The 25,488-nt window shown below is 39.3% G+C and carries 25 protein-coding genes and 7 tRNA genes; 14 read left to right on the top strand and 18 right to left on the bottom strand.

Translation table 11 applies throughout. The features are described 5' to 3' along the window. Position 1: 1 nt before the first annotated feature. From speB to DO88_RS04320, 6 genes are all read right to left on the bottom strand, one after another. Complete coding sequence (gene speB / locus DO88_RS04345) at positions 2 to 925, bottom strand: agmatinase (protein ID WP_033040379.1); 924 nt, start codon at positions 923 to 925, stop codon at positions 2 to 4. Between the two features lie 3 nt (positions 926 to 928). Beyond that, entirely contained in the window at positions 929 to 2,842 is a 1,914-nt protein-coding gene (gene speA, locus DO88_RS04340; RefSeq protein WP_033040381.1) for a biosynthetic arginine decarboxylase, read from the bottom strand. A 547-nt stretch (positions 2,843 to 3,389) separates the two neighbouring features. Beyond that, positions 3,390 to 3,722 (bottom strand): YnfA family protein, encoded by a 333-nt coding sequence (locus DO88_RS04335; RefSeq protein ID WP_007378102.1) that lies wholly within the window; start codon positions 3,720 to 3,722, stop codon positions 3,390 to 3,392. Positions 3,723 to 3,799: 77 nt separating this feature from the next. Beyond that, complete coding sequence (locus tag DO88_RS04330; RefSeq protein ID WP_008138255.1) at positions 3,800 to 4,669, bottom strand: MYG1 family protein; 870 nt, start codon at positions 4,667 to 4,669, stop codon at positions 3,800 to 3,802. A gap of 326 nt (positions 4,670 to 4,995) precedes the next feature. Next, positions 4,996 to 5,457, bottom strand: a complete 462-nt coding sequence (locus DO88_RS04325; RefSeq protein WP_007378104.1) for a GNAT family N-acetyltransferase — start codon at positions 5,455 to 5,457, stop codon at positions 4,996 to 4,998. 259 nt (positions 5,458 to 5,716) lie between these two features. After that, positions 5,717 to 6,352: a sulfotransferase gene (locus tag DO88_RS04320; RefSeq protein WP_157847572.1), complete on the bottom strand. Its 636-nt coding sequence runs from the start codon at positions 6,350 to 6,352 to the stop codon at positions 5,717 to 5,719. Between the two features lie 546 nt (positions 6,353 to 6,898). Between DO88_RS04320 and cysZ the strand changes: the two genes are divergently transcribed. Next, positions 6,899 to 7,609 (top strand): sulfate transporter CysZ, encoded by a 711-nt coding sequence (cysZ, locus tag DO88_RS04315; protein ID WP_188085232.1) that lies wholly within the window; start codon positions 6,899 to 6,901, stop codon positions 7,607 to 7,609. Between the two features lie 48 nt (positions 7,610 to 7,657). Here the strand turns inward: cysZ and rlmM are convergent, their stop codons facing one another. The 12 genes from rlmM to hemA form a co-directional block, all read right to left on the bottom strand. Next, positions 7,658 to 8,743 (bottom strand): 23S rRNA (cytidine(2498)-2'-O)-methyltransferase RlmM, encoded by a 1,086-nt coding sequence (gene rlmM, locus DO88_RS04310; RefSeq protein WP_007378107.1) that lies wholly within the window; start codon positions 8,741 to 8,743, stop codon positions 7,658 to 7,660. 17 nt (positions 8,744 to 8,760) lie between these two features. Further along, on the bottom strand, positions 8,761 to 9,129 hold the full coding sequence (locus tag DO88_RS04305) for a DUF423 domain-containing protein (RefSeq protein ID WP_033029060.1): 369 nt from the start codon (positions 9,127 to 9,129) through the stop codon (positions 8,761 to 8,763). Then, positions 9,129 to 9,776 (bottom strand): alpha/beta family hydrolase, encoded by a 648-nt coding sequence (locus tag DO88_RS04300; RefSeq protein WP_033040384.1) that lies wholly within the window; start codon positions 9,774 to 9,776, stop codon positions 9,129 to 9,131. Before DO88_RS04300 ends, DO88_RS04305 begins: the two co-directional genes overlap by 1 nt. 1 nt (position 9,777) lies before the next feature. After that, positions 9,778 to 10,674: a transcriptional regulator GcvA gene (locus DO88_RS04295; protein ID WP_033029067.1), complete on the bottom strand. Its 897-nt coding sequence runs from the start codon at positions 10,672 to 10,674 to the stop codon at positions 9,778 to 9,780. Between the two features lie 133 nt (positions 10,675 to 10,807). Then, positions 10,808 to 11,662, bottom strand: a complete 855-nt coding sequence (gene kdsA, locus DO88_RS04290) for a 3-deoxy-8-phosphooctulonate synthase (RefSeq protein WP_007378111.1) — start codon at positions 11,660 to 11,662, stop codon at positions 10,808 to 10,810. Positions 11,663 to 11,671: 9 nt separating this feature from the next. Continuing rightward, the gene (locus DO88_RS04285) at positions 11,672 to 12,925 is read right to left on the bottom strand and encodes a DUF819 family protein (RefSeq protein WP_007378112.1); all 1,254 of its coding nucleotides are present in this window, start codon (positions 12,923 to 12,925) and stop codon (positions 11,672 to 11,674) included. Positions 12,926 to 12,939: 14 nt separating this feature from the next. Next, positions 12,940 to 13,767, bottom strand: a complete 828-nt coding sequence (locus DO88_RS04280; RefSeq protein WP_007378113.1) for a tetratricopeptide repeat protein — start codon at positions 13,765 to 13,767, stop codon at positions 12,940 to 12,942. Between the two features lie 149 nt (positions 13,768 to 13,916). Next, positions 13,917 to 14,291, bottom strand: a complete 375-nt coding sequence (locus DO88_RS04275; RefSeq protein ID WP_007378114.1) for a SirB2 family protein — start codon at positions 14,289 to 14,291, stop codon at positions 13,917 to 13,919. A gap of 28 nt (positions 14,292 to 14,319) precedes the next feature. Then, positions 14,320 to 15,864 (bottom strand): DUF3369 domain-containing protein, encoded by a 1,545-nt coding sequence (locus DO88_RS04270; RefSeq protein ID WP_007378115.1) that lies wholly within the window; start codon positions 15,862 to 15,864, stop codon positions 14,320 to 14,322. Between the two features lie 54 nt (positions 15,865 to 15,918). Then, positions 15,919 to 16,758: a peptide chain release factor N(5)-glutamine methyltransferase gene (gene prmC / locus DO88_RS04265; protein ID WP_033040388.1), complete on the bottom strand. Its 840-nt coding sequence runs from the start codon at positions 16,756 to 16,758 to the stop codon at positions 15,919 to 15,921. 2 nt (positions 16,759 to 16,760) lie between these two features. Then, positions 16,761 to 17,846 carry a peptide chain release factor 1 gene (gene prfA, locus DO88_RS04260; RefSeq protein ID WP_007378117.1) on the bottom strand — a complete coding sequence of 362 codons (1,086 nt, stop codon included), beginning with the start codon at positions 17,844 to 17,846 and terminating at the stop codon, positions 16,761 to 16,763. A 7-nt stretch (positions 17,847 to 17,853) separates the two neighbouring features. Beyond that, a complete protein-coding gene (gene hemA / locus DO88_RS04255) occupies positions 17,854 to 19,110 on the bottom strand; it encodes a glutamyl-tRNA reductase (RefSeq protein ID WP_007378118.1) in 1,257 nt (418 codons plus the stop codon). Between the two features lie 83 nt (positions 19,111 to 19,193). Between hemA and lolB the strand changes: the two genes are divergently transcribed. From lolB to DO88_RS04190, 13 genes are all read left to right on the top strand, one after another. Then, positions 19,194 to 19,781 carry a lipoprotein insertase outer membrane protein LolB gene (lolB, locus tag DO88_RS04250; protein WP_007378119.1) on the top strand — a complete coding sequence of 196 codons (588 nt, stop codon included), beginning with the start codon at positions 19,194 to 19,196 and terminating at the stop codon, positions 19,779 to 19,781. 2 nt (positions 19,782 to 19,783) lie between these two features. After that, positions 19,784 to 20,641, top strand: a complete 858-nt coding sequence (gene ispE / locus DO88_RS04245; protein ID WP_007378120.1) for a 4-(cytidine 5'-diphospho)-2-C-methyl-D-erythritol kinase — start codon at positions 19,784 to 19,786, stop codon at positions 20,639 to 20,641. A gap of 88 nt (positions 20,642 to 20,729) precedes the next feature. Continuing rightward, positions 20,730 to 21,677: a ribose-phosphate pyrophosphokinase gene (locus DO88_RS04240; protein WP_007378121.1), complete on the top strand. Its 948-nt coding sequence runs from the start codon at positions 20,730 to 20,732 to the stop codon at positions 21,675 to 21,677. Between the two features lie 148 nt (positions 21,678 to 21,825). Continuing rightward, on the top strand, positions 21,826 to 22,437 hold the full coding sequence (locus tag DO88_RS04235; protein ID WP_033029113.1) for a 50S ribosomal protein L25/general stress protein Ctc: 612 nt from the start codon (positions 21,826 to 21,828) through the stop codon (positions 22,435 to 22,437). A 19-nt stretch (positions 22,438 to 22,456) separates the two neighbouring features. Further along, positions 22,457 to 23,041, top strand: a complete 585-nt coding sequence (gene pth, locus DO88_RS04230) for an aminoacyl-tRNA hydrolase (RefSeq protein WP_002958548.1) — start codon at positions 22,457 to 22,459, stop codon at positions 23,039 to 23,041. Positions 23,042 to 23,094: 53 nt separating this feature from the next. Further along, entirely contained in the window at positions 23,095 to 24,186 is a 1,092-nt protein-coding gene (gene ychF, locus DO88_RS04225) for a redox-regulated ATPase YchF (protein WP_007378123.1), read from the top strand. 446 nt (positions 24,187 to 24,632) lie between these two features. Beyond that, positions 24,633 to 24,709: transfer RNA gene (locus DO88_RS04220), tRNA-Met, on the top strand. A 47-nt stretch (positions 24,710 to 24,756) separates the two neighbouring features. Further along, positions 24,757 to 24,841: transfer RNA gene (locus DO88_RS04215), tRNA-Leu, on the top strand. A 39-nt stretch (positions 24,842 to 24,880) separates the two neighbouring features. Beyond that, positions 24,881 to 24,955 (top strand) — tRNA-Gln (locus DO88_RS04210). A 5-nt stretch (positions 24,956 to 24,960) separates the two neighbouring features. Continuing rightward, positions 24,961 to 25,037: transfer RNA gene (locus tag DO88_RS04205), tRNA-Met, on the top strand. An 89-nt stretch (positions 25,038 to 25,126) separates the two neighbouring features. Further along, positions 25,127 to 25,211: transfer RNA gene (locus DO88_RS04200), tRNA-Leu, on the top strand. 39 nt (positions 25,212 to 25,250) lie between these two features. Next, positions 25,251 to 25,325: transfer RNA gene (locus DO88_RS04195), tRNA-Gln, on the top strand. A 71-nt stretch (positions 25,326 to 25,396) separates the two neighbouring features. Then, positions 25,397 to 25,481: transfer RNA gene (locus DO88_RS04190), tRNA-Leu, on the top strand. Positions 25,482 to 25,488 lie beyond the last annotated feature (7 nt).

The raw sequence follows: 25,488 nt of genomic DNA on the forward strand, positions 1-25,488 counted from the left end.
ATTAGTACTTGTTTTTATGCGTCCACAAATGCAGTAATTCGCTCGCAATGGTTGCTGCGGCAATAGCGGTAAGCTCACTTTGGTCGTACGAAGGTGATACTTCTACCACATCCATACCTACCATGTTTATGCCTTTTAGCGCACGCAGTACTTTAAGTACTTTATCTGACGTTAAACCACCGCACACAGGAGTGCCTGTACCAGGCGCAAACGCAGGGTCTAAACAATCAATATCAAACGTTAAGTAAACAGGTAGGTCACCTACTCGTTCAAGTATTTGCGCTGCAATATCATTTGCATGTAAATCGTTGGCTTGCATTGCATCAATCACAGCAAACTCATGTTTACTTTGATCAAAATCGGTACGAATACCTATTTGTATACTGTGCTCAACATCAATCAGCCCTTCCATTGGCGCATGATAAAACATAGTGCCGTGATCAAAACGCGAGCCATTGCTATAGGTATCGGTGTGCGCATCAAAATGTACTAACGCCATTTTGCCATGTATTTTTGCGTGAGCACGTAATAGCGGAAGCGTTACAAAGTGATCGCCCCCTAAACCTAATAGCGTTTTACCTTGACGGAGTATTTGATCAGCAGCCATTTCAAGTTGCGCAGTAAAATACTCAGAATCCCCGACAGGGTAAGTAAAGTCCCCTGCGTCTGCCACTTTTAGGCGCTCAAACAACGGGAACGTCCACGGGTACTTAGTGTCTTCCCATGCTAAATGAACCGATGCACGACGAATTGCATCAGGGCCTAAGCGCGCACCAGGGCGACCCGATGTCGCTAAATCAAACGGTAAGCCTAAAACGACTACGTCTGCATCAATTGCATTAATATTTTGCACCATAGGACGACGTAAAAACGTCATCCCATTTGAGTACAATGAGTGATCTGCGTGACCAAACAAAGTCGACATTGCTTATAACTCTTCTAAATAAGTGTAGCCATCAAGGCCGCTTTGCAACTCGTCTAAAACGCTTTGCTGTTCGTGTTTTTCAATTTTAGTGCTTACTAACTGCTCGTATGATTGCTGAAAACTTTCTACATCTAAATGTACATAGCGCATCATATCGGCAACAGTGTCACCTTGGTTTATCTCGGTAATACTTGCAACGCCTTGCTCATCCATATTGACAATTGCGCTGTGCGTATCGCCAAACAAGTTATGCATGTCACCTAAAATTTCTTGATAAGCACCCACCAAGAAAAAGCCCATTAAATAAGGTTTATCAGCACTAAACTCTGGTACAGGTAATGTGCTTTCAATACCTTGTCCATCTACGTAATGTTCAAGTGCGCCATCTGAATCACAGGTTATATCAAGTAATACAGCACGCTTTTTTGGTGCTTGCGTTAAGCCACTTAATGGCAATACCGGAAACACTTGATCAATGCCCCATGCATCTGGAAGCGATTGAAATAACGAAAAGTTTACAAAAAACTTATCGGCTAAACGAACGTTTAACTCGTCAATAATAGGACGATGAAAACGGTTTTTATTATCCATGTGCTTGTTAAGTTCATAACAAATACGAATATTAATTTGCTCAGCCCACGCACGCTGCGCTAAGTCTAATAAACCGAGTGCAAATTGATTATGCGCTTCAGCTAAATCACCTTGGCTGTCGTGATAAATTTCAATTAATGCACGGTCATCCGTTAAATCAGTTAACTGTACAAACGATGCCCACATGTTTTTTAATAACAGAGGTGCATCTGCCGCTGGCGCTACTAACTCTTCTGGCGTATAGCTTTCAGTACCAATAACATTAGAAATAAGCACAGCATGATGCGCCGTAAGCGCACGACCCGACTCAGAAATAATAGTCGGCATTGGTTGCTCATATTGCTTACATGTATCACCAATGGTGTACACGATGTTATTTGCATATTCAGCTAAGCTGTAATTCATAGAGTTATGCGATTGGCTACGCGTGCCGTCGTAATCAACAGCTAAACCACCGCCTACATCAAGGCAATCAATTTCTGCGCCTAATTTACGTAGCTCACAGTAAAAACGCGCCGCTTCGCTTACACCTAAACGTACGTCACGAATGTTCGCCATTTGTGACCCTAAGTGAAAATGTACTAGCTGAAGCAAATCAAGCTGGTTTGCGTCTTTTAAACGATTAACTACATGCAAAACTTGCGATGCAGATAAACCAAATTTTGATTTTTCGCCGCCACTCGCTTGCCATTTACCTTTACCTTGCGACGCTAAACGTACACGAATACCAATGCGTGGTTTTACGTTAAGCTCTTTTGCTTGGCTAAGTACCATGTCTAGCTCAGAAAGCTTTTCAAGTACGATATACACTTTATGACCTAGCTTTTCGCCAATAAGTGCTAAACGTACGTATTCTTTATCTTTGTAGCCATTACATACAATAACAGCGCTGGTTTTTTCAGCTAATGCTAATACTGTGAGTAGTTCAGGCTTGCTGCCTGCCTCTAAACCAAGTTGCTTTTTTTCTACTTGTGCTTGGCTTGCTACTATTTCTTCAACCACTTCACGTTGTTGGTTTACTTTTATTGGGTAAACTAATAGGTAGTCTTTAGGGTAACCATAGTTTTCAATCGCAGTATTAAATGCGCCGCATAAGCTGTGTACACGATGGTGTAAAATTTGCGGAAAACGAACTAAAGCAGGTAAGCTTAAACCTTTATCTTGTAGTTGCTTTGCGATATCTGTTAATGCAATGGTTTGCTCTGGTGCATGAGCCTTGGGTGCAACATACACATCACCTTGATCATTAATACCAAAAAAACCTTGGCTCCAATGACGAACATTGTAGCTCGTACGAGCTTGTTCTAGTGATGTTGTTTCTTTCATTTATCTTTCTCTTTTATTTAATTAATGCCGACTCGGCTAGTGCCGCGCATTAAAAGAAAAATAGAGATTTAAGTCCAACAAGTATTTTTACTCGTAACGAGTGATTTTTAATGTTGATAAAACAACCAATCACGTATTGCTCGCTAGCGTATATAAAATAGGACTTTGATGATTATTAAAGATAAGAAAAGTTGTAAAAAATGGCTGTTTTTAAATGACTCATTATAAATTTTATTAGCAAAATGAGTTAGCTCATTCACTAAAATTAATCTTGAGTTACTTTGCTTATTGAATTTACTTTTGATGGATTAGAGTAAGGTGTTCTCAACGCCTCAAATTACTGCTATTTAGCCAACGTGTTGTGACCAAGTAATACCTATGTATTCTGCAACATGAATAAAAACTACACGTCTAAAACGCGATGGATAACATCCACCAGCTTAAATCATTACTTGGCGCATATGTAGCGTTAGGTATTGCCTGTGGCATTGAAAGTAGGAAATTGCAGTAGTGTGCAGGCGAATTCGATTAATTGAGTATAAGCTAGCTATGCACTTTTTGGGGCGAACATAATTATTGCCATACCCAGCAGTGCAACTAAACCACCGATAATATCCCACATAGTAAGCTTTACGCCATCAACAACCCATAACCATAATAGCGCAACGCAAATATATACGCCGCCATAAGCTGCATACACACGCCCGGCAGCAGTAGGATGTAAAGAGAGCAACCATGCAAATAGTGCCAAACTTAAAGCCGCTGGAATTAAAAGTAAAATGCTTTTATCTTGCTTAAGCCAAAGGTAGGGCAAATAGCAACCCACTATTTCTGCTAAGGCTGTAATAGTAAAAAGTGCGATTGTTTTTAATTCAAACATAATGCTCCGCGCTAAGATAACAAGCATAACAATCTATATAAATTGTTATGCTTAGTATTCGTTATGAATCTGAGTTGTTATTCGCTAAGCGCCATAGTGGCAAGTTTCATTGTGCTTTCAAACGACTTAGTGCCCGCTATAAATAAACCATTGTGACAGAACACAGCGTCGTCAATACCTGTTTCATCTACAAACGCTTGGTCAGATAAACCAGACCATGCTTTAGGCAGCGATTTTCTATCTTCAAACGAACCTGGCTCAACGGGTACAGTTTGTAATATCCATTGTCCAGAATGCGATGGGTAAACCATGTATAGCGCATCGCTTGATAAAATATGCACCGTTTTTTTCCACGGTGTGTATTTTTCAAGTACGATTACTCTGGCATCTTCAGCATTTTCAATTGCTTTGGCGACAATCTCTTTTGCATTTACACTTCCGTGAGCCGAAGCGATAAAACGAATAAGCATGCGAGCTGCAAATTCAACGGCTTCGTCAAAACAAGTATCAAAGTTACTTTCTTCTTCCCACGTAGGGTTAAACATTGAGATTGTTTGGCTCAAGCTTATCCCTTTTGATACCCCTTCAACATGACCACAATCGATGGCGTCAATAGTTGAAACTAAGCCTGAATCCACTCTATCAGCAACGGCTTGGTTATCATCACACAACGCTAAGCCGTATTTTTTCCATATTAAACCAAACGACGAAAAAGGAATGCCATTTTCTCGCTCGCCTGCACCACCACGCTGGTGATGATCAAAGCGGTTCGTTTCAGGGTCGTATTCGCCACCTACATCAATTACAAAATCGGCATTTTCTATAAGCGCTTTATCGCGAGTACGTACCAGTTTAAACGCTGGCAACACGTGTTTAAGTACTGCAATACTAAAAACGTCATCCGCATGAAAATTACCGTTATGGGTTACTACTGTTATGTCTGTCATTGGTTTAGTGTCATTTTTAGAAAGGATAAGAAAGTCTCGCTATTTAAACGTTATGGTTTGAAGTATTTTAAGGAGCATAGTAAATGACGGATTTTATACGATTATAGCCAACAAAAACAGTATTCTGCTTTTGTTAATTTTAAGAGGGCATTTTTGAAATGATCTTTAACAGACAATATATAATAGTACTAATGAACTTTGGGTATATTTGAAAGTAGCAATTCATTATAGTTTAATTTATACACTATAAAAAACTATAATTAATCGCTACTTAAATAATTTAGTGTGGTCACTTAGAGTGAAGCTGTTAACCTTTATGCGCTTTGTTACTGGCTTAGGCCTAACTCCATAAATACACTTTGTGGATTCTCGAGGTAAGGCCCAAAACTAGCACATCGTTTGAAACCAAGATTTTCATATAGCTTAATCGATTGAATTTGCTTTGGCCCTGTTTCTAGCCTGATCAGTGGGATTTTCTCCTCACCTGCGTGATGTAAAAGTATCTGCATAATACGCCTAGATAACCCTTTACCACGATAACTAGGGCTTACATAAAGCCGTCTAATTTCACCATAGGGCGTTTTATCAAACTGCTTTACAATAGCGCCACACGCAATAATACCATCATCATTCTTTAAACCAATCGCATACACACTTGGCTCATTTAGTTCATTTAACGTAAGAGACTGTGCAGTGGCAACTGGATATAGAGAGTTTATTAGTCGGTCGATATCAGAAAAAACATTAATCACATCCTGGTCATTCGGTTTTAAATCAACTAACTGCATAGAACATCTCAATTTATATTAAAAATATGTGTTGGCAAACTATACCGAATTGTAAAAAATGAACAACCTCGTTCTACTTATTTAAACGTTTAAATAAACCCAGTAATTTACGCGAATAAAGAATGCCCTCATTATTAAATGCAATTACTTGCTAAATTCAGTGTAGGCCTCTAAAAATAGCATATGCTACCAGCTCAATCATTTTATTTAATTTGGTCGATGCAAAAAATTTTAATAACAGAAAAGTCATATTTCGTATTCACTTTAATGGGGTCAGCGAATAGTCAAAGTATTTTCTATGTTCTTTTCCAGCTAAATTAGAGTTAATTTTATTTGGGTGTTTATATTCTTTCCAGTTGGCGACTTGACGTCCTATATTTAATTTAGGGAAACAGGTATTTCCTTGTATCTCCACGCCTAAAAACTGTTTTAGTTTTAACAAACTATCAGGCTCACTAATATTTATTGCTAAAAAATTGTCACTATTTTTGAAATACGAAAAAACAGCTTGTTCATGCTTTAAATAACAACCAGCTAGCGCTGTCGATGATAAGGGTAATACATCAGAGAACGTACGATGAAAACTACGCTTTAAAATAGGATTAAACTTACCTGTATTTAAATCTAAATGAGGCGCCATTTTTTCGAGCAACATAGTAATTGAAGGCACCCATTTGTTTAGCTCTCGACTTAAGTATATAAATTTAGCATTTGGGAATAACTCGTCTAAATGCATGTAGTCACTAAAGCAAGGTGCGTCAGATATTGCATCAGACATTTCAAATGCTTGCTTTGTAAAAGCGGTATGCGCCACCGAAAAGCCCATTTCTAGTAGCGCAACACTTATGCTAGTAGTGCCAGTTCTGGGCAACCCAATCACAAAGATCTTAGCCATCTATAATTACTCGCTTTTAAAATAATGTCACTAAAACTGCATGCGTTAGGGAGCTGAACAGAATCAGCCTAAGCTCTCTATAAAAAAGTAACTTAATTCCCTGCCATAGATAAATCACCATTAAGTTAAGCCACTTTATAGCATTATTAGTGCCTGTTGGCCTTTCAGAATTAAAATTCATTCAATCTATGGGCTATTTAATCGCGGCGTGAGGTTTGTAACCTAGTGGGCTCGGTAACTGCTCCTGTATTACTCTACTGGCTTACATCCATGTAAGAATAAGTAAAAACCGAGCCAAGCTTCCGCGGGCAGCGCATGCTTGGCATTTATTCTACGTTATCGCCTATTTATGGGGAATAACCACACTACATAGGCTCTGCTTTGCCTAAATACCAAACACACTGCTGAAAACTTAACCTCGAAAGATAAACAAGCCTAGTATTTAAACACTTTGTTACCTAAAAACGCTGTTCAAAAAAATTCAGCTATTTATACTAGCTACAGTGGTAAACATTTATTGAGGTTACTGTGCAGATAGTACAAGGTATGGAATATTTTTTTTCAGGTTTTAAATTAATTACTCAAAAGGGGTTAAAACGTTTTGTTTTTATTCCATTATTAATTAATATTTTACTTTTTGGTAGCTCGCTATTTTTCTTATTCGGTTGGCTAAGTGACAGTTTTAGCTACATCAATGATATGTTGCCACAATGGTTAAGTTGGCTTGAATGGCTAATGTGGCCAATTGCTATATTAATGGTTTTATTTAGCTACAGTATGCTCTTTACAGTGATCACTAATTTTATCGCAGCCCCCTTCAACGCTTTGTTAAGCGAAAAAGTAGAACTTTATTTAACAGGCCAAAAGATTAACGATGATGGCTTTGCTGAATTAGTAAAAGACATACCTCGTATGCTAGCCCGCGAGTGGACAAAGTTATGCTATTACCTTCCTCGCGCTATAGGTTTTTTTATACTGCTTTGGATACTCCCCGTCATTGGTCAAATATTATGGGTCCTATTTACATGTTGGATGTTCGCAGTGCAATACGAAGACTATGCGTTCGATAACCATAAAATTGGGTTTAAACAGATGAAAGACGATTTAAAAAGTAAACAAGGTCTATCGTATGGGTTTGGCTTTGCCGTTATGCTATTAACAGCAATACCATTTATAAACTTAATAGTAATGCCTGTCGCTGTGTGTGGGGCTACGCGTTTATGGGTTGATAATTACAGGCCCAAATATCGAAGTTAAATATACAAAAAATGGGTCATCAGACCCATTTTTTATTACTAATAAAACTTAGCTGTATAGATTTTGTGGCACCTTAGTAACGTTTAAATGAACGGTTATTTCCTCACGATCATGATACAAATGCTTAGCTTGCAACTCGTAGTTAATACCTTGTTTATCTAGCTCTTTTCTAATCATCGAAAGGCATTCGTAGACACTGTCAAAACGTTTTTTCATTGGAAGTTTTAAGTTAAATATAAACTCTTTAGCGTAGGCACTCACAGCCCAATCAATCATTAAGGTCGTCACTTTAGTGGGTTTTTCCACCATATCACATACTAACCAGGTAACATTTCTTTTTTCAGGGCGATATTTAAAACCGTCAGCTCTAAAATGTTTAACCTGGCCTGTTTCCATCAAATCATCATTCATCGGACCATTGTCAATTGCACTTACAAACATACCACGGCGAACAAGCTGATATGTCCAGCCCCCAGGGCAAGCGCCTAAATCGACACTGCGCATACCTGCTGCAACACGAGATTCGCGCTGTTGTTCAGGAATAAATACATTAAACGCTTCATCAAGCTTTAATGTTGATCGACTCGGTGCATCGCTTGGCATGCGAAGACGTAAAATACCCATAAAAAATGGAGAATTATTAAAACTATATGAGTAACCTACATAAGCTGTGTTGTTTGTTAAAAACATGACATGCATTACAGGACGGTTTGCTTTGGGTTCGCGCAATACTGTATTTTGTTTTTCGAGGGCTTTTTTAAGTGGTGTTGATATTTTTTTACAAAACGTTAAAAGCTCTTTTCCTTCATTTGTGTCAGGGGTTTCTACACGTAGCTCTGAGCACAATGTAAACTCTTTTGCAGCTTCAACTACCGCGCCAACGCGATCTTCCACAGGCATGTTTTCAAGTAATGTACCGGCAAACCATTGGCGTGCAAACACCATATTTTTAAAATCAACTTTTTTGATTATTTCGTCGCTGTGATGCGCTTCAAAACATTCATAAACAACGTAACCCGTATTTGGCTTTGCTTTTACATAACCCGCAAAGCCTTGCTCTGCAGCGTGAAACGTTATTTCAGCAGCGGCATCGTTTTCAAACCCACTACGACAGTAAATCACAACACTAGACATATAAACCCTTAAACTCTTTAAAACTTAAATCGTGCAACTTGCACTAAAATAACTACCCAACCAATAATAAAGCACAGCCCACCAATTGGTGTTATTGGCCCCAGCCACTTCATACCAGTTAATGCGAGTAAATATAAACTGCCACTAAAAAGTAGTGTGCCTGTTATAAAAAAACCACCAGCCCAGCTCAGATTTATGCCCCACTTAATTAAAATAGCAACCGCAATAAGCGCAAGTCCATGCACCATTTGATATTCAGCAGCAGTTTTAAAAACCCCAAGCGAATACTCTGTTAAACGGCTTTTTAAACCATGTGCTGCAAATGCACCTAACATGACCGAAAGCATACAAAAAATACTGCCCATCATTAAAAATACTTTAATCATTAATTACCCTCTAAATTTAAATCCACACAGTTTTTAATAAATTCAACAGCCTCCAAAGCAGCTGTTTCTCTATTTTGTAGCTCAGTCATACTACTTTTTTTACGAGGTTTAAGTGAGTGGTCCCCATCTGTAAGCCATATGTATTGTGGCTGTTTCGACATAACCATTGTTGCAAGCTCTTGGCGAGTACCAAACGTATCTCGCTCACCTTGTAATACTAAAAAAGGGCAGACTATATCTGCGAAGTGATCGGTACGCAGCTTTTCAGGTTTGCCTGGTGGATGAAACGGATAGCCAAAAGCAAGAACACCTAAAACAGCTTGTTCTGTCGTACAAGCAAGCATGGATGCCATTCGTCCGCCCATTGATTTCCCGCCAATAAATAGCGGAACGTTTGGCTGTGTATGGTTAAGTATTTGCTCGTAATAACTAAGTAATTTAGGTGCTCGCTCAGGAGGCCTACGCTTATTCGTTTGTTTGGCTATTTGCATATACTCAAAATCAAATAGGCCAACATCAACACCCTGTTCACTGATTAGTTTTGCCACATGCTGCATAAAGTCTGAATCACTACCGGCACCAGCTCCATGGGCAAATATAAATTGCGCTATTACTGGCTGCTGACTACTTTTAACCCACTCAATCATATTAATACTCTTGCTCTTGCTCTACTAAGCTCAACATCCACTCTTTAAAGGATACTATTTTACCTAGCTCTGTTTGTGATTCTCTAAGGACTAAATAATAGGCGTTTTTACTTTCAAGACTGTGATTAAATGGGATCACTAAGCGCCCAGCGTCAATGTCAGGCTTTGCCAGCACGCTGTTACCAATTGCCACACCTTGGCCATGCACTGCTGCTTGCAGCACCATCGATGAATGACTAAATATAGGACCTTGGTTAACTTGAATATTGCGCACACCAGCCGTTTTCATCCATGTTTTCCAGTTTTTGCGGGTAGTGTCATGCAGTAAAGTGTGATGTGCTAAATCGCTTGGTTGGTCAAGCGGTTTTGGACCGCTTAACAACATCGGACTGCATAAAGGGACTAAATACTCGGTATGTAATTTATACGCTTGCACACCACTCCAATGACCTCGCCCGTAATAAATAGCCACATCAACATCATCTGTTAATGAGTTTTCGTCTTGGTCTTGCGCTTTGATCCGCACGTCAATCTCAGGATGTAACTCATTAAATAAGCTTAAACGAGGTACAAGCCATTGAATTGCAAAACTTGGTGTTAAGCTAACTGTTAATGAGCCCTTAGCACCACGCGCTAATAGTTTTTCGGTTGCATCAATTAGTTGCGTAAAAATCTCTTTAATATCGAGGAAGTAGCCTTGCCCTTCTTCGGTTAACAATAACGAACGATTTTTACGTAAAAACAATTTCAAACCTAAATGTTCTTCAAGTGTTTTTATTTGATGACTGACAGCCGCTTGAGTTACATAAAGCTCTTCCGCAGCTTTTGTAAAACTTAAATGGCGCGCAGCGGCTTCAAAAGCTTTTAATGCGTTTAATGGAGGTACTCGTCTTGACATGATGACCAAGCTTAGAATTAGTTTTTCTTATGCGGTGAATTATATACCTATGCTGAGAAAGAGTATATTTAAGGTGTAAAAAAAGCGACCTAAGTCGCTTTTCTAACATTTCACTTAATTGTTAAGCTTTTAATTATAAGTCATTTGCACTTGTATCAAGCGGTTCAAAGCTTTTAATTAAATCGTCTACCGCTTTCATTTGCGATAAGTAACCTTCTAACTTGCTAAGTGCTAGCGCGCAAGGGCCATCACATTTCGCTTCGTTAGGATTTGGGTGCGCTTCTATAAATAAACCAGCAATACCCAATGCCATACCACTTCGGGCAAGCTCAGCTGCTTGTGCACGACGACCATCAGCCGAATCTGTACGACCGCCAGGACGTTGTAGCGCATGTGTTGCATCAAAAATCACAGGAGCCATTGCTTTCATGTCATCCATGCCAAGCATATCAACCACTAGATTATTATACCCAAAGCTAGAGCCTCGTTCACAAAGTGCTACGTTGTTATTACCCGCTTCATTAAATTTAGTAATGATGTGACGCATTTCGTGTGGTGCTAAAAACTGTGGTTTTTTCACGTTAATGATCGCGCCTGTTTTTGCCATAGCAACCACTAAATCAGTTTGACGTGCTAGAAATGCAGGTAACTGAATAACATCGACAACTTCAGCAACAGGGGCCGCTTGATGTGGTTCATGTACATCGGTAATAAGCGGAATATTGAACGTTTTTTTAATCTCTTCAAATATTTTTAAACCTTCTTCCATACCTGGACCACGGTACGAATTGATTGAAGATCGATTAGCTTTATCAAATGACGCTTTAAATACATAAGGAATATTTAATTTAGCGGTTACTTCTACGTAATGCTCTGCAACACGCATAGCTAAATCGCGAGATTCTAATACGTTAATACCACCAAACAATACAAACGGTTTGTTGTTTGCTAGTTCAATTTCATTAATTTTAATAATTTGGTCTTTCATTTAAATTCCTTACGGTGCAACTGCTTGCATCATTAATCCACAAATATAAGCCATATACGTACCCACACCATAGCCCAGTACAGCTAACAGAACACCAACAGGCGCTAATGACGGATGAAACGCTGATGCTACAACAGGTGCAGACGCTGCACCGCCCACATTAGCCTGCGAGCCCACTGCCATATAAAATAACGGTGCTTTAATTAGTTTAGCAACTAGCAACATTAAACTTGCATGTACAAGCATCCAAATAGCACCCACTAAAAACAAGCCGGGATTATCAAAAATGGCGGTTACATTCATATGCAAACCAATCGATGCAACTAAAATATATAAAAAGCTAGAGGCCACTTTTGAAGCACCAAACGCCTCTATTTGTCTCACTTTAGTAAAAGATAAACTAATACCAATCGTAGTCGATATGACAATCAACCAAAAGAATTTGCTGTTTAGGCTGTACTCTTTTGCCCACTCATAAGTAGTGCCAAAATAAGGACCTAGAAAATCAGCACAAAAATGTGCTAAACCAGTAATACCAAATGCAATAGCAAGTAATGTCATGTAGTCGTTAAGAGTAGGCATGCGAGCATGTTCTGCGTGATATGTTTCTACTCGGCGTTTTAAATCTTCAATTGCGCTAGTATCGGCACCTGTTGCCGCATCAATTTTCTTATGATTTGCTGCCATTAACAATAAAACAGCCATCCAAATATTAGCGACTATTACATCAACAGTAACCATCACCGAAAATATATCGCCGCCAACTTCAAACATCTCTTTCATTGAAGCTTGGTTTGCACCGCCACCAATCCAGCTACCCGCAACAGTTGTCATACCGCGCCATACCGCATCAGGACCATGGCCACCAACAATACTAGGGTCAACAGCACTGACGACTAAAATAGCCAAAGGTCCACCAATAACAATACCCAATGTACCCACTAAAAACATAATAAGTGCTTTAGGGCCTAAATTAAGTATGGCTCTTAAATCAATACTAATGGTAAGAAGTATTAAACAAGCTGGCAGTAAGTAGCGCGAAGCTACGTAATAAACATTGGACTTATTGCCATCAACTATACCAAATGTATTCAGTAGTGACGGTAAAAAGTAACAAAGTAACAAGGCCGGTACGTATTTATAAAATCTTTTTAGTGCTGGGCGTTCACTGTTTGAGGTTTTAAATATAAACCCCAAAATAACAGCAAGTAAACCAAGTACAACGGCATCATTGGTTATTAATGCACTTTGAGTTTCAACCATAATTTTTCCTATTCTTAATGGTGAGTTTTATTATTATCTTCTAATTCTTCTATCTGATGTTGAATAATCTCAATAGCAGGATCGTCAGGACATTCATCGACAAAAAATTGTAAATCATCTCGTGCCATTTTAGGACAATCGAGTTGATTTAATAAGTAGCCTCTGTCGCGTCTTTCATACGGGTCGTCGCCAATTAATTCCATCAACATTTCTACACACGTTAAAGCATGGCCAAATTTATTTTCGCTTATAAAAGACCATTTTTGTTGAGCTAAGAACAATTTATATACTTCATCATCAAAAATAAGTTCTAGTGGTTCCTGTTCTTGCCCATCATCTTCATCCGCATTTTCAGGGATAATATACCAACTTTGTTGACCGCTACTTGGTTCAATTATGTAGCCTTCCTCATCGCTAATAGCGACATGCACACCAATATCGCCTTGGTTTAAGCTCATGCTAGCATCGAGTTTAGCGTGTTGTAAAAAGTGGCACAGTAAAATAGCTAATGTAGTTGGGGAGCCACTGCGCATGGTTAAGGTATAACTTAAACTATTTAGTTTATGCTCAGGCACTTTTAAGCTTGAGGCACTAAATAGCCAGGTACTATAAAAAGTATCTAATAATTTTTCTAAGCGATCGTGATCGTCGCTGACTTTTAAGCACAAAACATTTATTTGTTGCTCAAAGTCGGTGAGAATGTCAAAACTTGCTGTTAAATCTAATTGAGGATCCCATTTAGACTCAGCTTTAATACAACGATAAATTGCCGCTGGGGTAAATTCATCAAAAGCATCATCAACATAAGATTCATCGTGTTCATCAAACCCGAGGGTGGTCATCAATACTGCAACATTTTAGAAAACGAAGGCGTAGTTTACCTAACTTTAAAGCTATATACCAATATAGTGATGTTTTTGAATACTTGCAGCGAGGTGGAAGAACGAGCTTTACAGACAATACCGTAAAGCTCAAATTATTAAGGTTGACTTTAGAACAACAAAGCTGATTTAGACGTCGCTAAATAACCTATCGCTAAAACAACAACGGTATTAATTACAATGTAAATAATTTTAGCTAGGGTGTTAGTTTGCTTTGAACTTTTAACCCCTATCGCAATATACACAACAACTAAAATTATCTTTTCTAACAACCATAGCTGCTCAAAAGGGTTAATTTTAGCCATAAAAACAAGTGTAAGAGCAGAAACCAACAGTAGTGTATCTATGCTATGACTACCAATAAGTACCAACTTATTCTTAGCTATTTTGCCACTACCAATTCGCGAAAAAGAGCGAACATAAAATAAAATAACACTGAGCATAGCAATTGCCATGTGTGAGTGCTTTACTGCTAAATAATCCATATGCCCCTGTACTTCTATATTTTTGATATTAATCTGGAAAACGAGTTAATACTATTTCTATTTCATTAAGCTTATCGTTAAGCACTTCAACAAGTTTAGGCTCAAAATGCGATCCTTTTTGTGAATTGATTTCATCAACCACTCGTTGCAGTGACCAAGGCTCTTTATAACAGCGTTTATGGCGAAGTGCATCATAAACGTCAGCAAGAGAGACTATTCGGCCAAATACATTTATTTCTTCACCTTTCAATCCATTCGGATAGCCAGAGCCATCCCATTTTTCATGGTGTTCTTTTGCTATAATTGCACCAGCACTAACAATTTCCCTCGGTGAATCTTTTAAAATGCTATAACCTTTATCTGTGTGGGTTTTCATCACTTCCCACTCTTGGCCGTCGAGCTTTCCTGGTTTATTTAAAATAGCATCCGGTATACCTACTTTTCCAACATCATGCAAAGGCGATGCTAATCGAACTAAATCGGCTTCTCGCTTAGATAAGCCATAACCCTCAGCCAATATATGACAAATATTAGCCACACGCTTAACATGATTACCTGTTTCACTTGAGCGCTGCTCTACCGCTTCACTCAATCTATAAACTAATTCCTGCTGAGTTGCTTCTATTTCTGATTGTAACTGCACATTTTCAAATGCTAATTGCACATTTTGCGAAAAAATCTCAATTAAATGACGTTGCGTATCCGTTAATAATTTTGGGATACCTGATATAAATAACATTGAGTTATGATTATATTGACTACTGCAGTAAGCAAATAGGTAATTATCTTTATATACGATTGTTTTGTCACTTAATGCTTGTTGACACGCCGTAAGTTGTTCACTTTTAAGAACCAGCTCTAACTCTTTTCCTTCACTTTGTTCAAAGTCCCCTGTACCTGAACGAACAATAAGCTTTTTGTTATTGTTTTCTTCTGGATTTTGAGCAACTAATGTAGTGGCGTACATTGCTTGATCTGCAATACCTAATAACGAGGTAAGTTGCTGCATTACGCCCTCAGTGAAACTATCTATTGAATGAGCCGAAAATATATCCCTTGAGGCTTTTATTATTTTCTCTAGCCCTTCGCGTGATTGTTCAATAGAAATAATATCGCGATATGAACGAAGACTAGACATAATAACAGTGAATAGTTTTTGCGCCGTTAATTCCGTTTTCGATTTATAATCATTAATATCATAATCAACAATAACTTGTCTTTCAGGTGCTTGACCCGGTTGACCCGTTCGTAAAATAATTCGAATATGATTGTTTTTAGCTGTTTCACGAATGTATTTAGCGACTTGCAAACCCGCATCATCCGTTTCCATTACTACATCAAGCAAAACTATGGCGGCATCAGAGTGCTCGTCTATTAACTTTTTCGCTTCTGCACCAGAGTATGCACTTACAAACTCCAATCGTTTATTTTGAAAATCAAAATCGCTTAATGCCAATTTTGTTACAGCATGAACCTCAGGTTCGTCGTCAACGATTAATACTTTCCAGGTGCCCTGTTCTATTTTACTAACAGGCTCTTGAGGCTCATCTGAAAATAAGAAATCATCCATCATAGCTAAAATTTCCTCGCAGCATTTTTTAATACACAAGTAGACAATTTTTACTATTTAAGGCCACTGTGCGAGCGTTACACGGTCATTATTACCAAGGTCTTTCACTGTTTTAATATTAACAAACGCCATTTTTTCAAAGAAATGACGAACAGCTTCACCTTGCTCAAAACCGTGTTCTATTAAAAGATAGCCATTAGATAGCAAATAGTCACGTGATTGTGTAATTATTTGTTTAATATCAGACATTCCGCAATCATCAGCCACTAATGCCGATAAAGGCTCAAAACGCACATCGCCCTGATTTAAATGTATATCGTTGCTTTCGATGTAAGGTGGGTTTGTGGCTATTAGATTAAACTTTTCACCGTGCAACTCACTAAACCAGTTGCTTTGTTTAACGTGCACGTTATTAATTGCCAATCGCTGCTGGTTACGTGTAGCAAGTGCAACGGCATCACTTACTCTATCTACTGCAATAATTTGCCAATCAGGCATTTCACTACCCAGTGCCAACGCAATTGCACCAGTACCCGTGCCTAAATCAAGTACTTTAGCTGTAGCAGGAACAGCCACTTCAAGTGCTTGTTCTACTAATGTTTCAGTATCAGGGCGAGGTATTAAGGTTGTTGCGTTAACTTCAAGCGATAAACTCCAAAACTCACGTTGCCCTGTAATATGTGCAACAGGTTCACCGTTTAAACGTCGTTGGCAAAATGTATTAAATTGCTGTTGTTGCTTAGCGTTAAGTTCATGCTCTGGCCAAGTAAAAAGGTAACTGCGAGGTTTTTGAAGAATATGTAGAAGTAAAACTTGTGCGTCTAATTTAGCACTTTCGCTGCTAGGTGCTAATAAATTAGCGCCTGCAGCAATTGCTTGTTCAAGAGTTTGGCTCACGATTACTCGTCGCCCATAGCCGCTAATAAGTCAGCTTGATACTCTTGCATTAATGGGTCAATAACGCAGCTTAAATCACCCGCTACCACTTCGTTTAAACGATAAAGTGTTAAGTTAATGCGGTGATCGGTAATACGACCTTGCGGGTAGTTATAAGTACGGATACGTTCAGAACGATCGCCACTACCAACTAAGTCACGACGTTCAGATGCTTCTGCCGCATGGCGCTTTTCATCTTCAGCTTGTTGCAAACGTGCTGCAAGTACTGACATCGCTTTAGCGCGGTTTTTATGCTGCGAACGCTGATCCTGACACTCAACCACAACACCGGTAGGTATATGTGTAAGTCGAATAGCAGAATCGGTTTTGTTAACGTGCTGACCACCAGCGCCTGATGCACGAAATGTATCAACTTTTAAATCTGCGGTATTAATTTGTATCGCTTCGGCCTCTGGTACTTCCGCCATTACCGCAACAGTACACGCAGAGGTATGCACTCGCCCTTGTGATTCAGTTTCTGGCACACGTTGTACACGGTGTACACCTGATTCAAACTTTAATTGACCGTAGACGCCTTCGCCACTGATATTCGCAATCACTTCTTTGTAACCACCGTGCTCACCTTCATTGGTGCTCACAACTTCTACTTTCCATTTTTTAGTTTCTGCATAGCGGCTGTACATACGGAATAAATCGCCAGCAAAAATAGCCGCTTCATCACCGCCTGTTCCAGCGCGTACTTCAACAAACACATTATTGTTATCTCGCGGATCTTTTGGCAACATTAATACTTGAATTTGATCCTCAATTACCAAAATTTGTGCTTTAGCTTCTTTATATTCTTCTTGCGCCATTTCACGCATTTCAGGGTCAGAATCTTTAAGCATCTCTTCTGCACTGGCTAAATTGTCTTGCGTTTCTTTATAAGTTAAAAACGTTTTTACAATCTCTTCAAGCTCGGAGTATTCTTTTGAAAGCCCACGAAAACGATTTTGATCACTAATGACCGACGGGTCGCTTAGCAGCGCTTGTACTTCTTCGTAACGCTCTACTAAGGTTTCTAATTTATTATAAACAGACTCTTTCATTTAACGGTTATTCCTGATCAATACCTAACATTTTTTTCAACTGGTTTAGCTGCGCCACTTCACCTTTTTTCGCTGCATCTTGTATTGCACGGGTAGGCGCGTGCATTAAGCGATTGGTTAATTTATTGGCCAACTCTAAAATTACTTTTTCTGCGTCTTTACCACTAGAGAGCTGACTAACGGCTCTTTCCACTAATTCCGACTTTATTGTTTGTACATCATTTCGATAATGGCGAATTAAATCTACCGAATCGAGTGAGCGCATCCACATTGCAAATTCTTTGGTGCGTTCAGTGATAATTATTTGTGCTTGTTCAGCCGCTTGTTCTCGTGCCGCCATATTCTCGCTTACAATGGTTTGTAAGTCATCAACGGAATATAAATAGGCTGCATCAAGTTCTCCTACCTGGCTTTCTATATCGCGTGGAACCGCAATATCAATAAATAGCATAGGTTTATGGCGTCGCTGTTTAAGCGCTTGCTCAACAACCCCTTTACCAATAATTGGTAATGTACTGGCGGTAGAACTAATCACGATATCCGCTTTATATAAACGTTCAGGCAGTTGCGCTAATGCAATAACATCCGCAGACACTTCATCAGCTAAGCTACGCGCTCGTTCAATTGTTCTATTGGCAACGGTGATATTTTGCGGCTCATTTTGGTATAAGTGTTTAGCTACCAGTTCAATTGTTTCGCCTGCACCAATTAATAAAACATTGGTTTTGTCGAGTTTGCCATAAATATGTTTTGCCAAGTTAACGGCGGCAAACGCCACTGAAACAGCGCTTGCACCAATATTGGTTTCTGTACGAACTTCTTTAGCAACCGAAAATGTTTTTTGAAACAACCTATCAAATGTAACACCTACAGCATCATGCGTTTTGGCGCTATTGTAGGCTTGCTTAATTTGCCCTAAAATTTGCGGTTCACCCAAAACTAAAGAGTCTAACCCGCAAGCAACACGCATTAAGTGCTTTATTGCCTCGTTATTTTCATAGCAATATATATTCTTAATCAGTTCAAGTTCATCCAAACCATGGAAACTGGCAAGCCAACTCAACAGTGTTTGGGAATTTTGCTGAGCAAGGCTACAATAGACTTCAGTTCGATTACAGGTAGAAACAATTACAGCTTCATTAAAGTCGGCGTGGCCACTTAATTGTTGCAACGCCTCTGAAATTTGCTCAGGCGAAAAAGCCACTTTCTCACGTAATTCTACGGAAGCGGTTTTGTGATTAATACCGAGTGCTATTATGGTCATATGTGCCAAATATTGCTGAGCCCTACTTCAAAGGCGGCAATTTTATCAAAAATCAGCGGAATATGGAAAGTAAGGAACAACATTTGATTCGACAATATTTTATTTTACTCATGTTTTTTTTATTTTTAGGCGGTTGCGCCCAACAAATAACATCTAAAACAATACTTTATGACAATTGGAAAGCTCACCTAGCAGATCAAAAAACTTGGCATGTAAAAGGTAAATTGGCTTTTATAAGCCCAGATGAGCGCCAATCTGCAAATTTAAATTGGCAACAAACCAAAAACAATAACAATTTAGTGCTTACCTCATTTATTGGTACGCGTATTTTGCAACTCAGACAAACAAGCGAAGGCGCAGAACTAGAATTTGATGACGATAAGTATTACGACACAAATGCCGCACAACTTCTTAAGCGTTTAACTGGTTTTACTCTCCCTGTTAATAATGCTGAAAATTGGTTAAAAGGCACAATTGACGCGCAAAGTTTAAAAGTCGATGAACTTGGTCGTGCCACACAAGTACTGTGGTTCGATGACATAGGTAAAAAGTGGCAAATAGAGTATGCCAGCTATATACAAAGTGCAGGATATTGGCTGCCAACAAAAATAACATTAAAACACCAAAAAATTAAAATCAAAATTCAACTCTACGATTGGCAATTTAATTAAATATGAATAACACGACGTCTTTTACACTTATTGCTCCGGCAAAACTCAACTTATTTTTACACATTAATGGTCGCCGTGAAGATGGCTATCATGAGTTAGAAACGTTATTTACTTTTTTAAATTTTGGTGACGAACTGACTTTTGAGCTGATAGATACACCCGACATTTTTATAACAGGTGATACTAAAGGCATACCATTAACCGATAATCTAATCTATAAAGCCGCTTTATTATTAAAAACTCAGAGTAAAACACGACTGGGTGTAAAAATAAATTTAATAAAACGTTTACCAATGGGTGGCGGTGTTGGCGGTGGTTCGTCTGATGCTGCGACCACGTTATTGGCCTTAAATAAACTCTGGAAAATTGATCGTAGTTTAGATGAATTAGCACGTTTAGGGTTACAACTAGGGGCTGATGTTCCTGTATTTGTTCGAGGTCAAAGCGCCATAGCACATGGGATTGGCGAAGAATTACACCAAGTAGAACTTGAGCAAAAATGGTACTGCGTCGTACACCCAAATCAACATGTAAGTACAGCTACAATATTTACGCATCCGGATTTAAAACGCGATACACCAAAAATTTTAGGCGATTGGAAACACCATACTTTGACCAACGATTGTGAGCCTTTAGTTAAAAAGCTCTGTCCCGAGGTTGAAAAGACCCTCCAGTGGTTGCTAAAATACGCTCCGTCGAAGATGACCGGAACAGGTTCATGTTGTTTTGTAGAATTTGCGAGTCAAGTTCAAGCACAAGATGTACTTGCTAATCTCCCCCATACTTGGCAGGGATTTATCGCCTCAAGCGTTAATATCTCCCCTGCTCATACGGAGTTAGCCGCCATATTCGATCAATGAAGTAACGTACAAGTAATAATAAGTTAACTCGCAGTGGTATTTATCATTGCCCGTTAGTCCAAAATTTCAGTGCCTGAGGAACCCAACCGTGCCTGACATGAAGCTCTTCGCTGGTAACGCAACACCTGAGTTAGCTCAAAAAGTTGCAAAACGTTTATATATTGAATTAGGCGATGCTGTTGTTGGCCGTTTTAGCGACGGTGAGATCAGTGTTCAAATAAATGAAAATGTTCGTGGCTCGGATGTTTTTATATTGCAATCAACCTGTGCCCCTACAAACGATAACCTTATGGAACTTATCGTTATGGTTGATGCACTACGTCGTGCATCTGCAGGTCGTATTACTGCCGTCATTCCTTATTTTGGTTATGCCCGTCAAGATCGTCGTGTACGTTCTGCCCGTGTACCAATTACTGCTAAAGTTGTTGCAGATTTCTTATCAAGCGTTGGTGTTGACCGTGTTCTTACGGTTGATTTACACGCAGAGCAAATCCAAGGCTTCTTTGATGTTCCAGTGGATAACGTATTCGGTAGCCCTGTATTACTTGAAGATATGAAAGAGCGTCATTTTGATGATGTTGTGATTGTATCTCCAGATATTGGTGGTGTTGTACGAGCTCGCGCTATTGCAAAATTACTAAATGATACTGATTTAGCTATTATTGATAAACGCCGCCCACAAGCAAACGTTTCTCAAGTAATGCATATTATTGGTGACGTTGAAGGCCGTGATTGTATTATCGTCGATGATATGATTGATACCGGTGGTACCTTGTGTAAAGCAGCTGAAGCACTTAAAGAACATGGTGCAAAGCGTGTATTTGCTTATGCTACCCACCCGATTCTTTCAGGTAAAGCAGCAGAAAATTTACGTGACTCAGTAATTGATGAAGTTATTGTAACTGACTCAATTCCATTATCTGAGGAACTTAAAGCCCTTGATAAAATTAAGGTATTAACGCTTGCAGATATGTTAGCGGAAACTATTCGTCGTATTAGTAACGAGGAATCTATTTCAGCGATGTTCGAGCACTAAAATCAAACATTTCTGAATATAAAAGCGCCTTTAGGCGCTTTTTTTGTAAGCGATGTATATTTTAAAATCGTGTGGTGGTATGATAGCGCGCCTTTTGGCTGGGGTCCTTGGTCGCAAAGGCCCTACACATTTAATTATTGGAGACATCATGTCTAACAAAACTTACACTTATAACGCTGAACTTCGCGTAGAAACTGGTACTGGTGCGAGCCGCCGCCTACGTCGCGAAGACAAAGTTCCAGCAATCCTTTACGGAGCTGATAAAGAAGCTTTATCACTTACTTTTGCTCATAAAGATATGATCAAAGCACAAGAAGACGAAGGCTTTTACACGCATATCCTTACGCTTAACGTAGATGGCGAAGCTGTTGAAGTAATCTTAAAAGATATCCAACGTCACCCATTCAAGCCTAAGCTTACTCACCTTGATTTCCAACGTGTAGATGCAACTCATAAATTTCAAACTAAAGTTCCTCTACACTTCATCGGTGAAGAGATTGTAACTAAAGCTGGCGCAACTGTTGTTCACCAGTTAACTGAAGTTGAAATTACGTGTCTTCCAAAAGCACTTCCAGAATTCATTGAAGTAGATGTTTCTAAGTTTGTTGTTGGCGATTCTGTTCATATTTCTGACCTTACTTTCCCTAAAGGCGTTAGCTCTGTAGATTTAGGTAAAGGCGAAGGCCATGATCAGTCTATCCTGACTATCAAAGCAAACAAAGCAGCTCCAGTTGAAGACGACGCTGCAGCAGCAGAATAATTTTTAAGGTCTCGCAACCTTGAATTCTATTCAAATGCTTGTGGGCCTGGCTAATCCAGGCCCCGAATACGCAAACACACGCCACAATGCAGGTGCTTGGTTTATCGAGCAAATCGCTGCACGCTATAACTGCACTCTAAAACACGATCCTAAGTATCACGGCCTTACAGGCAAAGTGATAATTCAAGGCCAAGAATTCAAATTATTGATCCCCACTACTTACATGAATTTAAGTGGTAAAGCGGTCAGTAGTTTAGCTAATTTTTTCAAAATCCCTGTCGAGGACATTTTAGTTGCCCATGACGAATTGGATTTAGACCCAGGCGTTGCCAAATTAAAAAAAGGCGGCGGGCATGGCGGTCATAATGGTTTAAAAGACATTATTGCAAAAATGGCAAATCAAAAAGACTTTATGCGCTTGCGCATTGGTGTAGGTCATCCGGGGCATCGTGAAATGGTAACTGGTTGGGTGCTTGGAAAAGCGGCCAAAGAAGACCAAGAAAAAATGGATGCTGCTGTTGATGAAGCAGTTCGTTGCATGGAAATACTTGCAAAAGATGGTGTGTTAAAAGCACAAAACAGACTACATTCGTTTAAACCCTAGTAACTTGGGTCCAAGTACACCGTTTAAACGAATTCTAAACAAGGTATCTTACTATGGGTTTTAAATGTGGCATCGTTGGCTTGCCTAACGTTGGTAAATCAACGCTTTTCAATGCACTAACTAAAGCGGGTATTGAAGCCGCTAACTTTCCTTTTTGTACCATTGAGCCTAATACAGGTGTGGTACCTGTGCCAGATCCTCGTCTAGACGAACTTGCTAAAATTGTTAATCCTCAACGAATTCTTACCACTAGTATGGAATTTGTAGACATTGCAGGATTAGTAAAAGGCGCATCTAAAGGTGAAGGCCTTGGTAACCAGTTTTTAGCTAATATTCGTGAAACCGATGCAATTGGCCACGTAGTTCGCTGTTTTGAAGATGAAAACATCATCCACGTAGCTGGTACTATTGACCCTGCTGACGATATTGACGTAATCAACACTGAGTTAGTACTTGCTGATATGGATAGCGCTGAAAAAGCCCTTTTCCGTAATGCAAAAAAAGCAAAAGGTGGCGATAAAGACGCTAAAGAGCAAAATGCTGTCCTTGAAAAAGTAAAAGTACATCTTGATGAAGGCTTAACTTTACGTGGTCTAGCACTTACTAAAGAAGAAAAAGCAGCAATCAGCTCTATTAACTTCTTAACGATTAAACCAACAATGTATATTGCAAACGTTGCTGAAGATGGTTTTGAAAATAACCCATACCTTGATCGTGTACGCGCTATTGCTGCAGCTGAAGATGCGATTGTTGTTCCTGTATGTGCCGCTATCGAGTCTGAACTTTCAGAGCTAGATGACGAAGACAAGCTTGAGTTTATGGCTGATCTTGGTCTAGAAGAGCCAGGTCTTAACCTTGTTATTCGTGGTGGTTATGAATTACTACAGTTACAAACTTATTTCACAGCTGGCGTAAAAGAAGTGCGTGCATGGACAATCCCTGTAGGTGCGACAGCGCCACAAGCAGCGGGTAAAATCCATACTGACTTCGAGCGTGGCTTTATTCGTGCGCAAACTATTGCTTTTGACGACTTTGTTGCCTTTAAAGGTGAGAGTGGCGCAAAAGAAGCAGGCAAGATGCGTCAAGAAGGTAAAGAGTACATTGTTAAAGATGGCGATGTAATGAACTTCTTGTTCAACGTATAAGTACAAATTAAACCAATTTAGATTGGTAATAATTTTTAAAGGCTCGTTTTTACGAGCCTTTTTTGTACCCTCAGCTTTATAAACTTATAAAATTGATGTAATCACAAGCTAAAAGCCAGCGTTTAATCTAAAAAAGACACTGCGGCGAAGATTTAACCTCAATAAAAAATACCTCATCGACAAGTTAATGCTTAGCTCCCAATAATTTGTTTGATTATCAAACAGTTTTAAATTACAGGCTTTTGCTCTTTTTTATTTGACGGTAAATTTTGTATGTGAATTGTAGTCAAAAAATCATCATTTTTATTAAAAGTTAGCCGCTTAGCTTAATTTTCCTGCAAACAAACACTGTTAAGTGTTTTTTTGCAAAAAAGGTGTTGACGAATTTGGGTCATATCAGCATAATACGCCCCGCACTCAGCGATGAAGTGCTAACAAAAAAAGATGGCTAAGTAGCTCAGCTGGTTAGAGCACATCACTCATAATGATGGGGTCACAGGTTCAAATCCCGTCTTAGCCACCATTATTTTTTTGTTGCTCAATGAAGAGTTTAAAATAACTACCTTGTGTGCGGGAGTGGCGGAATTGGTAGACGCGCTGGATTTAGGTTCCAGTATCTTAGGATGTGAGAGTTCAAGTCTCTCCTTCCGCACCATAATTCTTGATAAGAATTAAAACTATCAATTGTTATTGTTGGGATATCGCCAAGCGGTAAGGCACCAGGTTTTGATCCTGGCATTCCCAGGTTCAAATCCTGGTATCCCAGCCAACAATGGCTAAGTAGCTCAGCTGGTTAGAGCACATCACTCATAATGATGGGGTCACAGGTTCAAATCCCGTCTTAGCCACCATTTCTTATTTTAGAAGTGGCTCTGCAAGAGTTAAATTGCACTCAATGAAGAGTTTAAAATAACTACCTGTGTTTTATTACACAAACGATGCGGGAGTGGCGGAATTGGTAGACGCGCTGGATTTAGGTTCCAGTAACTTAGGTTGTGAGAGTTCAAGTCTCTCTTTCCGCACCATTTCTTGATAAGAACTAAACCTATCAAATAATTCTTTGTTGGGATATCGCCAAGCGGTAAGGCACCAGGTTTTGATCCTGGCATTCCCAGGTTCAAATCCTGGTATCCCAGCCAACTTCTTCTACCAAGGAAAGTTGGATAAAAGAATAGCTCTCGCTTAGAGTTTAAATGAGCAAATTAGTGATGCGGGAGTGGCGGAATTGGTAGACGCGCTGGATTTAGGTTCCAGTAACTTAGGTTGTGAGAGTTCAAGTCTCTCCTTCCGCACCATGTTCTT

The sequence above is a fragment of the Pseudoalteromonas sp. S3431 genome, assembly GCF_000690035.1.
GTDB lineage: Bacteria > Pseudomonadota > Gammaproteobacteria > Enterobacterales > Alteromonadaceae > Pseudoalteromonas > Pseudoalteromonas fuliginea.

Bases quoted from the DNA above. Each gene is read 5' to 3' on its own strand.
- DO88_RS04285 (WP_007378112.1), bottom strand. From the start codon at position 12,925: ATGGTTGAAACTCAAAGTGCATTAATAACCAATGATGCCGTTGTACTT.
- DO88_RS04305 (WP_033029060.1), bottom strand. From the start codon at position 9,129: ATGATTAAAGTATTTTTAATGATGGGCAGTATTTTTTGTATGCTTTCG.
- DO88_RS04320 (WP_157847572.1), bottom strand. From the start codon at position 6,352: ATGGCTAAGATCTTTGTGATTGGGTTGCCCAGAACTGGCACTACTAGC.
- DO88_RS04270 (WP_007378115.1), bottom strand. From the start codon at position 15,864: ATGATGGATGATTTCTTATTTTCAGATGAGCCTCAAGAGCCTGTTAGT.
- cysZ (WP_188085232.1), top strand. From the start codon at position 6,899: ATGGAATATTTTTTTTCAGGTTTTAAATTAATTACTCAAAAGGGGTTA.
- DO88_RS04325 (WP_007378104.1), bottom strand. From the start codon at position 5,457: ATGCAGTTAGTTGATTTAAAACCGAATGACCAGGATGTGATTAATGTT.
- DO88_RS04300 (WP_033040384.1), bottom strand. From the start codon at position 9,776: ATGATTGAGTGGGTTAAAAGTAGTCAGCAGCCAGTAATAGCGCAATTT.
- DO88_RS04335 (WP_007378102.1), bottom strand. From the start codon at position 3,722: ATGTTTGAATTAAAAACAATCGCACTTTTTACTATTACAGCCTTAGCA.
- DO88_RS04275 (WP_007378114.1), bottom strand. From the start codon at position 14,291: ATGGATTATTTAGCAGTAAAGCACTCACACATGGCAATTGCTATGCTC.
- DO88_RS04280 (WP_007378113.1), bottom strand. From the start codon at position 13,767: ATGACCACCCTCGGGTTTGATGAACACGATGAATCTTATGTTGATGAT.
- DO88_RS04295 (WP_033029067.1), bottom strand. From the start codon at position 10,674: ATGTCAAGACGAGTACCTCCATTAAACGCATTAAAAGCTTTTGAAGCC.
- hemA (WP_007378118.1), bottom strand. From the start codon at position 19,110: ATGACCATAATAGCACTCGGTATTAATCACAAAACCGCTTCCGTAGAA.
- ispE (WP_007378120.1), top strand. From the start codon at position 19,784: ATGAATAACACGACGTCTTTTACACTTATTGCTCCGGCAAAACTCAAC.
- DO88_RS04235 (WP_033029113.1), top strand. From the start codon at position 21,826: ATGTCTAACAAAACTTACACTTATAACGCTGAACTTCGCGTAGAAACT.
- DO88_RS04330 (WP_008138255.1), bottom strand. From the start codon at position 4,669: ATGACAGACATAACAGTAGTAACCCATAACGGTAATTTTCATGCGGAT.
- speA (WP_033040381.1), bottom strand. From the start codon at position 2,842: ATGAAAGAAACAACATCACTAGAACAAGCTCGTACGAGCTACAATGTT.
- prfA (WP_007378117.1), bottom strand. From the start codon at position 17,846: ATGAAAGAGTCTGTTTATAATAAATTAGAAACCTTAGTAGAGCGTTAC.
- rlmM (WP_007378107.1), bottom strand. From the start codon at position 8,743: ATGTCTAGTGTTGTGATTTACTGTCGTAGTGGGTTTGAAAACGATGCC.
- ychF (WP_007378123.1), top strand. From the start codon at position 23,095: ATGGGTTTTAAATGTGGCATCGTTGGCTTGCCTAACGTTGGTAAATCA.
- speB (WP_033040379.1), bottom strand. From the start codon at position 925: ATGTCGACTTTGTTTGGTCACGCAGATCACTCATTGTACTCAAATGGG.
- kdsA (WP_007378111.1), bottom strand. From the start codon at position 11,662: ATGAAAGACCAAATTATTAAAATTAATGAAATTGAACTAGCAAACAAC.